At 57.2% G+C, this 11,928-nt stretch carries 8 protein-coding genes; 3 read left to right on the forward strand and 5 right to left on the reverse strand.

Annotation, left to right across the window (positions count from 1 at the left end; translation table 11 throughout):
* Positions 1-11: 11 nt before the first annotated feature.
* The gene (gene dapB / locus C1A08_RS10525) at positions 12-731 is read right to left on the reverse strand and encodes a 4-hydroxy-tetrahydrodipicolinate reductase (RefSeq protein ID WP_055206114.1); all 720 of its coding nucleotides are present in this window, start codon (positions 729-731) and stop codon (positions 12-14) included.
* 155 nt (positions 732-886) lie between these two features.
* Positions 887-2,995: a glycoside hydrolase family 172 protein gene (locus C1A08_RS10530; protein WP_101573336.1), complete on the reverse strand. Its 2,109-nt coding sequence runs from the start codon at positions 2,993-2,995 to the stop codon at positions 887-889.
* A gap of 203 nt (positions 2,996-3,198) precedes the next feature.
* On the opposite strand from C1A08_RS10530, the gene truA reads away from it, so the two are divergent.
* Positions 3,199-3,963 (forward strand): tRNA pseudouridine(38-40) synthase TruA, encoded by a 765-nt coding sequence (gene truA / locus C1A08_RS10535; RefSeq protein ID WP_101573338.1) that lies wholly within the window; start codon positions 3,199-3,201, stop codon positions 3,961-3,963.
* Positions 3,964-3,976: 13 nt separating this feature from the next.
* On the forward strand, positions 3,977-5,122 hold the full coding sequence (gene galK, locus C1A08_RS10540; protein ID WP_101573340.1) for a galactokinase: 1,146 nt from the start codon (positions 3,977-3,979) through the stop codon (positions 5,120-5,122).
* A gap of 66 nt (positions 5,123-5,188) precedes the next feature.
* Here galK and C1A08_RS10545 read toward each other — a convergent pair whose 3' ends face one another.
* The 3 genes from C1A08_RS10545 to rsmH form a co-directional block, all read right to left on the reverse strand.
* Positions 5,189-6,940 (reverse strand): hypothetical protein, encoded by a 1,752-nt coding sequence (locus tag C1A08_RS10545; RefSeq protein WP_101573342.1) that lies wholly within the window; start codon positions 6,938-6,940, stop codon positions 5,189-5,191.
* Positions 6,941-6,965: 25 nt separating this feature from the next.
* Positions 6,966-9,953, reverse strand: a complete 2,988-nt coding sequence (locus C1A08_RS10550) for a tetratricopeptide repeat protein (protein WP_153498375.1) — start codon at positions 9,951-9,953, stop codon at positions 6,966-6,968.
* Between the two features lie 117 nt (positions 9,954-10,070).
* Positions 10,071-10,973, reverse strand: a complete 903-nt coding sequence (rsmH, locus tag C1A08_RS10555) for a 16S rRNA (cytosine(1402)-N(4))-methyltransferase RsmH (RefSeq protein ID WP_101573344.1) — start codon at positions 10,971-10,973, stop codon at positions 10,071-10,073.
* A gap of 101 nt (positions 10,974-11,074) precedes the next feature.
* Between rsmH and C1A08_RS10560 the strand changes: the two genes are divergently transcribed.
* Entirely contained in the window at positions 11,075-11,911 is an 837-nt protein-coding gene (locus tag C1A08_RS10560; protein WP_101573445.1) for a 1-acyl-sn-glycerol-3-phosphate acyltransferase, read from the forward strand.
* Positions 11,912-11,928: the final 17 nt, after the last annotated feature.

Below are 11,928 nucleotides of genomic sequence, written 5' to 3' on the forward strand. Positions count from 1 at the left end.
CAGTCGGCCGGTTAATCGATTCCCATTAGATCCTTCATGGTGAAAATACCCCGCTTGCCGCAGATGAATTCGGCGGCGAGCACGGCTCCGGTAGCCAATCCTTTGCGGCTCTTGGCACTGTGCGTAATGGCGATCAGGTCGGCATCCGACTCGTAGGTAACGGTATGAATCCCGGGAACGACGCTGCGGCGTACGGAGGTGATCTCCAACTCGGCGGGCTCGGTCGTCGTACCGCATATCCATTTCTTTTTGCGGGTCAGGTTCCCGAGAATTCCTTCGGCCAGCGTGATCGCCGTTCCGCTCGGAGCATCCTTTTTCTGCGTGTGATGGGTTTCTTCGACCGTCACGTCGTATTCCGGAAAACGCTCCATCAGTTCGGCCAGTCGGCGGTTCACCGCGAAAAACACGTTGACGCCGACGCTGTAATTCGAAGCGTAGAAGAACGTGCCCTTCCGCTCGTTGCACAGCTTTTCGACTTCGGCGTACCGGTCGAGCCATCCGGTCGTACCGCACACCACCGGCACGCCGGCTTCCAGGCAGGTTACGATGTTCTGAAAAGCGGTATGGGGAGTGGTGAATTCGATAGCGACATCCGCTTTCCGAAGGTTTTCGGCATTCAGATCGCCGGCGTTGTCGATGTCGATAATCAGCGTAACGGTATGGCCCCGGGAGATCAGGATCTGTTCGATTTCCTTTCCCATCTTGCCGTAGCCTATCAATGCAATCTTCATAATACGTACGAATGTTTTCGCAAATTTACGCTAATTTTTAAATAATCCCTTACCCGGCGCCGCATAAAACGCAAAATACTTCTTTCGGCAGGCGACGCCGAGCGGACGGTCGCCCCTGCCGAAAACAAAGAACCGCGGGAAATGGACCGTTTCGATCAAGGTTCGAAAACGAGGCGGTCGAATCCGACGGTTCCGGCGGGAATATGTTCCCCGTAACGGACCATTTCGAATGCGAGCGTATTGATTCCCTTACGAATAACCTGCCGGCCGAGCGAAATCGGAACGACATGCGGTTTCGGCGCATTGAGATCCAATTCCCGAACAACAGCCGTACCGTTGACCTCGATCCCGACCACTCCGTAACCCGGCGAAGCCGTACACATCAGCGTGAGGTCGAACTCGCCGTCCAACACGCTTTCGAACGAGAGCGTCAACCGGTTGCCCGGCCGATTGCAATGCCAGTAAAGCTGGGCATTGTTGCTCCAGATATCCCGGTACGGAATCCCGTGATGATGGTAATTCAGCAGATCTTCCGGACTTTTGCTCACGACGGCCATATGTTCGGCCTCGACCGTTATCTCCATTTTCTGCGAAACGAGGTCTTCCCTGTGCAGCGATACTTTGCGGGCGGCCTCCTTCTCGTTCGGTTCGACCAAGCTGCGCCCGCCCGGACGCAGGTACCAGTAAGTCGTCGGAGCGTAATCGACGACGGCCCGCAGGTGATGCCAGAGCTCCATATCGAACCGCAGCGAAGTACGGAACGGAATCCCGTCCAGCACCCGCAGCCGGGTATTCTGCACGAATCCGGCGCTGTCCGCGCCGGCGCCTTCCGGCTGGGCGATGAACGGATGGTCGGTAATACGCTCGCGCCGTCCCCAGGCGTAACCGTAATAGTCCTCGCTTCCGGTTCCCAAATGCGACGGGAACGTCTCTCCGTCCACATAGACTTTTTCGTCGCCTTCGCCCCACCAGGCGTATTCGGTATTGAACAGCGTCAGGCCGTCGCCGACATAAACGCCTTGTCCGTCCAGCGCGACGAAGCGGAGATCGTACGGACCGCCGGTATCGTCCGTATTCTGATGCTTGTCCCGTCCGGTCGAAACAGCTCCGTACTGACGCCACGAAGCCCCGAAATGCATCGACCGGTCGTCCCATTTCCACGGAGCGTAGCGTACCCGACCGTCGCATAGGCGCACCGGCTGCGTTCCCAGATTATGGAACGTAATCTCGCACTTGTGCCGGAAAGGCATGACCCAGTAGGCGTCCATCCGTCCGGACGGCTCCGCATACGCGTACCACGTATTGGTATAGAGCGGCAGATAACCGATCCCGTAGAAATCCCCGACCGGACACCATACCGTTCGTTCTCCGTCGAAACGGATCTCAAGCACGGTCGAACGCAACGCCTGCTGCCGTGCGGCCGCATCGAGACGCACGGACAGTTGTCGGACGGCCTTTTCGCCCTCTATCGTGAAAGTTTTACGGTCGCCGGGAGCCAGCGTTCCGTCCAGCGGGATTTCCCGCAGTTTCAGTTCGTCCAATCCCCGATCCCGGTCGCTCAGCTTCCGCCGGACTTCCGATAGCAGCGTCCGGTTCCTACGAAGTTCCTCCGCGGAAAAACTGACAACGCGCGTTCCCGGCTCGTAACTCCGGTAATTGATGTTGTAAAAAACCCCTTCGTGACCGGGCTGAATACCGCCTTTGTCGGAAAAATCGATCATGGAGCTCTGGTAAGTGATTTTACAGCCTTCGGCAAACGGAATCGGAAGGTAAAGGTTCAACCCCCGGTGCATCGAGTCGGTAAGCGTCGACACGCCCATCGACAACGGGGCCCCGACCATGCCGGCGCCGCCGATCAGGCTGCGGGCCCGGCCCTCGACGACCGGTTCGCTGTCGCCGTCCAGGTAAATACGCAGGATACCTTCGCCGGAACCCGCTCCCGAAAAAGTCATCCAAAAACGGACGACGGCACCGGGACCGTCGGCGTCGAGCATCACGTATTCCGTTCCGTGCGGGGTCGTCTCCTGCCGGATGAAATTGGTGCAGTCCCCGTTGCCGAACCAGCCCGGCTGATCCGGCGTTTTCGTGGCGGGATCGGTGCTGCTGGCCTGACGGCAGGCGAACGCAGGAGACGGCCACCGGGCGATCTCGTCGCGGTCGGTCATTTCGCGCAGCAAAGTTCCGAGCGAAACTTCCGGAGAAGCGGGTTTCGCCGCCGTAAATAACAGCAGCAATCCAGCAAGCAACATACGATTTTTTTTCATAGAGTCAGAATTAGTCGATTCAGTCGGATTTAAAGGTAATAAAGTTTTTTCGAACCGCTCTGCATTTTCTGAAAAAGGCGTCGAACCAACCGGACGAACGACTCTGTTTCGTAAAACGGCGCAGGAAAATTTATGTATTTCAAACGGACAAAATTTTTACATTTCGCCGAAAATGCTATCTTTGTAAACCTAAAGCGACAACCGTGCGTTACTTTCTACAACTCTCCTACCTCGGCAAGGCATACAACGGCTGGCAGATCCAGCCCAACGCCCCGTCCGTGCAGCAAACCCTGCAACAAAGCCTCGGCACGCTGCTCCGCCGCCCGGTCGAAACCGTAGGCGCCGGGCGCACCGACACGGGAGTGCACGCCTCTTTCTACGTCGTCCATTTCGACACGGAAGCACCGATCGCCGATCCGGAAGATTTCTGCTACCACCTGAATGCGCTGTTGCCGTACGACATCGCCGTGCAACGACTGCGGCGGGTGCGGAACGACGCACACGCCCGGTTCGACGCATTGGAACGGGAGTACAAATATTACATTTCACCGCGTAAAAACCCGTTCAACCGCGACACCGCGTACCAATTGGCTTGGCCGCTCGATCTGTGCCGCATGAACGAAGCCGCAGCCCTGCTGCCGGGAGAACAGGATTTCACCAGTTTTTGCAAACTGCACTCGGACAATAAAACGAACCTGTGCCGCATCGCCCGCGCCGGATGGCAGCGGCAGGACGACGGGTTGCTGGTATTCACCATTGCGGCGGACCGCTTCCTGCGCAACATGGTACGCGCCGTAGTCGGCACGTTGCTCGACGTCGGCCGAGGCAAGCTGACTGCGGAAGATTTCCGCAGCGTGATCGCCGGGCGCGACCGTTCGCTGGCGGGCAGCTCGGCCCCGCCGCAGGGGCTTTTTCTGAGCCGGGTGACCTATCCGGAAACGATCTACATTTCAGACGATACGAACTAATCTTATAACCGCTATGAAAACTAAAATTCAGGAACTATTCAAAAAAATGTACGGCGACGGAGCGTCGTTCTTCGCTTCGCCCGGACGCGTCAACCTGATCGGCGAACATACCGACTACAACCTGGGATTCGTGTTGCCCGGTGCTATCGACAAGGCAATCTACGTTGGCGTCAAACCCAACGACGGACAGAAGTGTCGGATCCATTCGGTCGATTACGACCAGTCGATCGAAATGGATCTGCACGGCGAAAAACCGGCACAACAGTGGGCCCGCTACATCTACGGCGTAGTGCAGGAGATGGAGAAACGCGGGGCGCTGATCCGTCCGTTCGACATGACTTTCGGCGGGGACGTCCCGCTCGGCGCGGGACTTTCGTCGTCGGCCGCGCTCGAAAGCGCAGTGGGCTTCGCGCTCAACACGGTCTACAACCTCGGTTTTTCGCGCGAACAACTGGCCAAAATCGGCCAGATGACCGAACACAACTACGTAGGCGTGCGCTGCGGGATCATGGATCAGTTCGCCTCGCTGTTCGGCGATCACGGGAAGGTGATCCGGCTGGACTGCCGTTCGCTGGAATACAAACTCGAACCGTTCGATCCGACAGGCTGCAAAGTCGTGCTGTTCGATACGCAGGTAAAACATTCGCTCGCCTCGTCGGAATACAACGTGCGCCGCGCACAGTGCGAGGCAGGCGTCGCCGTGATATTGAAACACGTGGGCGGCATCGAGTCGCTGCGCGACGTAACGCTCGAAATGCTGAACACCTACAAAAACGAAATGGACGACGTGGTTTACCGCCGCTGCAGCTTCGTCATCAACGAAAACCAGCGGGTGCTCGACGCCTGCGACGCACTCGAAAAGGGGGACTACGCGACTTTCGGCGAAAAAATGAACGGTTCGCACGACGGGCTGAGCAAATGGTACGAAGTGAGCTGCGAGGAACTCGATTTTCTGGCGGATCTCGGACACCGCAACAGCGGCGTGCTCGGCGCGCGGATGATGGGCGGCGGCTTCGGCGGCTGCACGATCAACCTGGTGAGGGATGCCGCTTATGCCGATTACCTGGCCGAAGTCACCGACAAATTCACGCACCGCTTCGGCAAGGCGCCCCGCATTATCGAAGTCAACATTTCCCAGGGAGCGCATCAGATCCGATAACGATACCGATGAACGCAAGAGCCCGGAAGCGATCGCTTCCGGGCTCTTGCGTTTCCCCGTCACACGCTAAAACTGCAGTTTCACGCCGGCGAGCATATTGATGCCCAGATCGCGGTACTGATTGTAACGGTAAATCCGCTGGTTGGCCAGGTTACGCCCTTCGAGGAACACGCCGATCCTCTTCGAAATGTTGTATTCGGCGCCGAAATATACGTCGAATTGCATATCCACATGAGTCCGGCCCAGTCCGGCAGACGCGCTCGCCCCGTCCGTATACATAAACAAGATGTCGAAATCGCGCGGTCCGTACACGTCCACTCCGGCCTTGAGCAGCAATTTATCCCGGTAATTGTATTTCAGAGCGAGTCCGGCCGTCAGGTTCGGCAACCCGATATGGGCGCTCTGATCTTCGATTTTTTTCACGTCGTAACCCCGGTACTGCAAATTGAACAGCAAGCCGAACGCGCCGGAAATACGTCCTTCCAACTCGGCCCCGATCGTCCACATCGTCACGTCGCGCTGCGACACTCCGAACACGTTTCCCTGGTAAAGAGCCTGATACACATTCGCCCCGTCCCCCAGCAACATCAGGTAGGCATTCAATCCGTAATTCATGTTCAGATAGCGCGAAACGCCGCCGAACACATGGTACGCGAACGACGACGAAACGCCGCCCCGGATACCGATCCGACCGTTGTATTCGCTGGTATTACGCCCCGTAACGCCCTGCAACACGTAAGGATTCCAAGTCACCGTATTACGGTAACCGTAGTTCAAGTACTCGCCGTCGATCTTCAGATAAGGAGTAAAACCGTCCGAAGCGCGCCATTTGAGTTCGAACAGCGGGAAGAAGGCGCTTTCGCTGCGATCCCCGTCGTTGTCGAGCACGTAATTGGCCCCCAGCGCAAATTCCAGCTTTCCGCCCTGCAAACGGTACATCGGCCGTACCGTCAGGATATTATCCTTGTAACCGTCCAACTCGCCGCTGCCTTTATAAACATCGTAACCGGCGTGCAGAGTCACCCCATGCCGCTGCCCAAAACGTTTTCCCAGATCGAGAAACGTCTTCACATCGGCCTCCTTCATGTCGAAACGATCCTGAAAATAAGCTCCCTCGGCGCCGAAACGGATATTGAAATAGGAAAGGTCTTCGAACGCATGTCCGAAATAGATTTTCCCGTGCACGGTCGAAAAGTTCTGCCGCAGGGCCGATGCCGAAGCGTCGATATTCCGTCCGGTAAAGTTTTCCAACGTCCAGGTCGTATCGTACCCGTAGCGGCTGATCTTATCGTAATCGTACCCCAGTTCGCCGCCGATCCCGAAACGGCCGAAACGACGCTCGCCGTACGCCCCGATCCGGTTGAACGTCTGCCCGGCCGGAGTCTTGATCCCGTTGTCGTTCTTGCGATCGCTCCAACTGCCGTAATGGTTGACCAGTACGCCCCACTTGCCGTTGACGTTCTTCGTAGACGAAAAATAAGCGTCCACCACGCTCTGGAACGGAACGCCGACGCCGACTTTCAGGTACAACGGGCGATCCTGCCGGTAGTTGTCCAGACTGACCGACACCGGTTTAATCGGCGTCACTTCGAACCCGTAGCTGATCGGGTTCGGATGAACCTTGTAAGTCACCTCGGGACGCAGCGCCACCGTATCGTTCATATCGGGTTTAACATTCAGTTTCGATGCTTCGTTCACGGTCGGTTCGTAATCGCGCGTCACTTCCATCTGGCGGTTCAGATCCCCTTCTTCGGGCTTCTGCGCCCAGGCGGGACATGCGGCCACCGCCGCTGCGATCAGTATGATTGTTTTTTTCATCACTCTCTGTCGGTTACTTTAAAATCTATTTCAATGCGTCCATTTTCTGCTGCGCCTCGGCTACGACGCCGTCATTCTTGTCGGAATAGCCGTCCACGATACTTTTATAGGTGGCTTTGGCCTGGAACGCGTCGTTCTGCTTGACGTAAATGTCGCCGAGAATCAGAAAGGCCTTTCCCATCCAGTACTCGTACGGCAGGTTCTTTTCGGAGAACGCGAACACTTCCTTCTCGGCCTCTTTCAGTTTGTTCTGCTTGAACAGGATCGAAACGATCTGGTAACGCGCCTCGGCCGCATCCCGCGTACGGGCGTCGATCATCTTGCGGTAGTGCGCCAGCGCCCCGTTGTCGTCCCCGGCGGCTTGTAGCGCGCGGCCTTTCAAGAAATTGGCCGTATGCGCCAGATCGTCGGTCAGGTGGGAAGAAGCCAGCACTTCGTCGGCGGCATTGCCCGCGGCAGTCATATCCCCGGACGCCACGACCGCTTTCAGGTAGCCGTCCAACGCTTCGGAAGCCACGTTCTTCTGCGGCGCGATCACGCTCAGCCGCTTGTACGACTCGGCTGCGGCCGCATAATTTTTATCCTCCATCTGCATGGCTGCGGCTTTCTGCAGCGCCAGCGATTGGTAACGGTTGCTCGGCATGTTGCCGACCTCCTCGAAAGCCGCCAACGCCCCCGCACGGTTTCCTGCCTGCAGCGAACAGTCGCCGAGCGCATACAGCGCATCCGCCCGATAAACCCCTTGCGGATACTGGCGCAGGTAATTGTCCATCAACGGAAGCGCCCGCGTATAATCCCGGCTCTGGTAAACCCGGTTGGCCGCCATGAACGAAAGCGAATCGCGCTCGACGACCGTCACGTTCGTCTCGATACCGCTCTGTTTGGCAAAAGCGAAATAGGTATCGACATCGTTCTTGTCGACATAAATATTCTTGATACCGATCATCGCATCCTTCACCTGCGGCGAAGAGGGATAGTTGTCGACCACCTTCTTGTAGTATTTCAACGCTTCGTCGTTTTTGCCGAGATTTTGGTAAATCAGTCCCAACTCGGACAGGGCGCTCACGGCGAACGGCGACTGCGGATAACCGTCCACCAGGCGTTTCAGTACGGCGGCGCCGTCGTTGAAGCGTTCACGGCGCACGTAGGTGCGCCCCAACTCGAACATCGCGTCGTCGACGTAGTCGCTCTTGCCGTCGCCGATAATCGCGATCAGCGACTCGACCTTGCGGTCGTACTTGTCGACCAGACCGAGCATCACGGCCCGCTGGAACCGGGCGTAATCGGCCCCGACCGTGGACAGGCTGATCGCCTTGTCGTAATTTTCGATCGCCTTGTAGTACTCGCGTTGGGCGAAAGCGATGTCACCCAACCGGTTGAAAGCGTCCGCCCGCAAATCGTCCTTGGCGGGATAAGCGTTCAGGAAACTATTGAACCTCGCGGCGGCCTTGTCCCACTGCTTGGCATTGAAATAACAGTATCCCAAGTTGTATTGCGCCATCCGGTTCTCTCGCTCGTTACTCGGAGAAAGCGCCACATAAGCCTCGTAAAGCGGCTGCGCTTTGGCGTAATCCCCTTTGCGGACATAGGTTTCGGCCCGCCAGAATTTGGTCAGCGCCGTATACTTGGCCGTATATCTATTGGCGTCGGCCACATCGAGCAATTCGAGCGTCCGGTCGTAGTCGCCGGCCTCGAAACACTCCAGCGCACGGAAATAAGCGATCTTCTGCAACGCCATCTTCACGTTGTTGTCCGGATCGGGCAACTGGCGGATCGCCTCGTAAGCCGCATTGTAGTTGCGGGAATTGAAATAGGCAGCCAACAGGATCTCGCGCGCCTCGTTGATCCGAGGCGAATCGGGAAATTCCTTGATATAATTATCCAACGTGGTGATCGCTTCGTTGAAAATACCGCCGCCCAATTCGTACTGCAACTTTCCGTAGTTGAACATGGCCTCTTCGCGGATCGCCTGGTCGAAATCGTCCGAAGCGGCCAGCGCGAAAGCGCTCATCGCTTTTTTCTTGTCCCCCATCTGCAGGTAAGCGTCGCCGAGGTGGAAGCTGGCGTTCTGAGCCAGTTCGTCGCCGCCCGAAGCGACCTGCGTGAGCCGGTCGATCGCTTTCGGATAGTCGCGGTCGACGTAATTGCAGTAACCGGCCAGGTAAAGCTCCTCGCGCCCCATCTCACCGCCCAATTTGGCGTAATTGTCCATATAGGCCAGCGCCTTCGGATAGTCGCCCAGGTGGAAATAAGCTTCGCTGACGATCCGCGAAATCTCTTGTTGACGGGCTTCGGTCGCCTTGGCCAGCAACGGAATCCCGTTAGCCACCACGTAGTCGTAATTGTTCTCCCGGAACTCGATCTGCAACAGGTAAAACGGAATGATCGGTTCGTAAGCCGGATTGTCCGCGATCGACGCGAACTCCCGCTTGGCCGCCTGCAGATCGCCGCGGGAATAGTCGATATAAGCGATGTAATACGTGGCGTGCGGCTTATACTGCGGATCGGTATTGCAGTTCTTGAAATAGCCGTAGGCCTTGTCGGTGTCTCCGCACATGTAGGCGGCATATCCCGTCCGGAAATTATATTCGTCGAAACGCGAAAAGTCGAGCTCATAGGGATCGACCTGTTGGTACTGCGCATAGGCGGCCTGGTAATCGCCCTCCTCGTGCAACAGCGTGCCGAGCGAAAACCGGATGTCGTTCGCATAGATCGAACCCGGATACTCCAGAATGAAACGGTCGAGCATCTCGCGGGCGTTTCCCTGCCGCATCTCGGCGGCGCACAAAGCTATGTAATAAGCCGCCCGCTCCGAAAACCCGACATCGTCGGCGCCTGCGCCGCGGGCCGCCTTCTCGAACTCGGTCTGCGCAGCGGAGTATTTCTGTTTTTCGTAAAGGGCTATACCCTTATCGTAATGGGATTGCGCCTCGCGCGGCGCGGCTTCTATCTGAGAAACAGGAGCCGCCAGCAACAACAGCGCGGCCCCGAAACTCAACATTTTTTTTCTCATATCGGTTCTTGTTATCAGCTCGGCAAAGTTAACAAAATTTATCAATAGCCTTCCCGGCGACAGGCTAAAATATACAGTAAAATCGCCGATCGTGCGGAATCCGGTTCTTTCGGACGATCAGCGTTTTTCGGCGGCCCGCAGTTTGGCGCTCCGCGAACGCGGGTTCCGTTCGGTCTCTTCGGCGGACGGAACGATCGCCTTGCGTACGACCAGTTCCCAGGGCGTCCGGGGCCGTCCGTAAAAATCCTTCTCCGGTTTGCCCGTGAAATTTCCGCTACGCATGAAATTTTTGACGAGCCGGTCTTCGAGCGAATGATAAGTGATCACCACCAACCGTCCCCCGGGACGCAGTACGCGGAGCGCCTGTTCGAGCATCATCTCCAGCGCATCCATCTCGCCGTTCACCTCGATGCGGATCGCCTGGAACAGCTTGGCCAGAAACTTACTGTCCGCCCCGCGCGGGGTTACCGGCGCAACCGCTTCGATCAGGTCGCTGATCGAAGCGAGCGGCCGCTCGCGGCGCACCCGCTCGATGCATCCTGCGATCCGGTGCGGAGCGTCCAGTTCGCCGTAATCCCGGAAAATCCGGATCAATTTTCCCGTTTCGTAACGGTTCACTACGTCCGCAGCCGAAAGCCGGGCACGCTGATTCATCCGCATGTCGAGCGGAGCGTCGAAACGGAACGAGAATCCGCGCTGCCGCGTATCGAAATGGTGCGACGACACGCCCAGATCGGCCAGCACCCCGTCCACCTGTTCGTATCCGTGCAGGCGCAATTGCCCCCGCATGAAACGGAAATTCGATTCTATGAACGTGAAGCGGGCGTCGTCGGGGACGTTGCGGCGGGCGTCGCTATCCTGGTCGAACCCCAGCAGGCGCCCCTTTGCGGAAAGCCGCTCCAGAATCCCGCGCGAATGCCCGCCGCCGCCGAAAGTCAGATCGACATACATTCCGTCGGGACGTATGTTTAGCAAATCGATACTTTCGGCGAACAGCACCGGCACATGGTAGGACTCCATAACGACAAGTTAAAATTTCGCGGATAAAAGTACAAAATTTACCCGAAACCGTTCCAATGAACCGGGAATATCTTAATTTTGCGCAAAATCAACCCAACGTGATGTCCGACGAGAAAACGCTTACCGTCGATCTGGAGAAAGTGATCCGGGATAAAAATCCGGCGCTGGCGCGTTTGTTACCGCGCTTCGTAGTGGCCTATCTGAAACGCACGATCCACCAGAACGAAATCAACCGTATTTTGCAGGCTTATTCGCACCTCGAACCGATCCCGTTCATCCGCGCGGCGCTGGCGGATATGGGTATCCGTTACCGGGCGGTCGGGCTCGAAAAGTTGCCGCGCGAAGGACGCTACCTGTTCGCTTCGAACCATCCGTTCGGCGGCATGGACGGCATGATGCTGTGCGACGAACTGGAGCGCCATTTCGGATCGGTCAAAATCATCGTCAACGACCTGTTGATGCACCTCACGCCGCTCAATCCGCTCTTCATCCCGGTCAACAAGCACGGCCGGCAGAAGGCGCAGTACGCCGAACTGTTCCGGCAAAACCTGCAAAGCGGCGTGCAGGTCGCCACGTTCCCGGCCGGGCTCTGCTCGCGCCGGCACCGGGGCGTCGTGCGGGATTGCCCGTGGCGACCCAGTTTCGTCAAAAACGCGATCGAAAGCCGCCGCGACGTCGTTCCGGTCTATTTCGAAGGGGAACTGTCGTCTTTTTTTTACAACCTGTCCAACTTCCGCACCGCCGTGGGCATCCGGGCCAATCTCGAAATGCTCTACCTGCCCGACGAGATGTTCCGCCAGCGAGGAAAAGATTTCCGCATCCGCTTCGGAAAACCGGTGCCGTGGCAGCGGCTCGACGACGGGAAGCCCGCGAAAGTATGGGCGGAACGGCTCCGGGAATACGTATATAAACTTAAAAACGAACAAAAAAACGGCTAAATATTACTTTGTCGATT

Source organism: Alistipes sp. cv1 (assembly GCF_900240235.1).
Classification (GTDB): Bacteria; Bacteroidota; Bacteroidia; order Bacteroidales; family Rikenellaceae; genus Alistipes_A; species Alistipes_A hominis.

Coding starts and splice junctions, on each gene's coding strand:
- dapB (WP_055206114.1), bottom strand. CDS start 731: ATGAAGATTGCATTGATAGGCTACGGCAAGATGGGAAAGGAAATCGAA.
- C1A08_RS10530 (WP_101573336.1), bottom strand. CDS start 2,995: ATGAAAAAAAATCGTATGTTGCTTGCTGGATTGCTGCTGTTATTTACG.
- galK (WP_101573340.1), top strand. CDS start 3,977: ATGAAAACTAAAATTCAGGAACTATTCAAAAAAATGTACGGCGACGGA.
- C1A08_RS10545 (WP_101573342.1), bottom strand. CDS start 6,940: ATGAAAAAAACAATCATACTGATCGCAGCGGCGGTGGCCGCATGTCCC.
- C1A08_RS10550 (WP_153498375.1), bottom strand. CDS start 9,953: ATGAGAAAAAAAATGTTGAGTTTCGGGGCCGCGCTGTTGTTGCTGGCG.
- rsmH (WP_101573344.1), bottom strand. CDS start 10,973: ATGGAGTCCTACCATGTGCCGGTGCTGTTCGCCGAAAGTATCGATTTG.
- C1A08_RS10560 (WP_101573445.1), top strand. CDS start 11,075: ATGTCCGACGAGAAAACGCTTACCGTCGATCTGGAGAAAGTGATCCGG.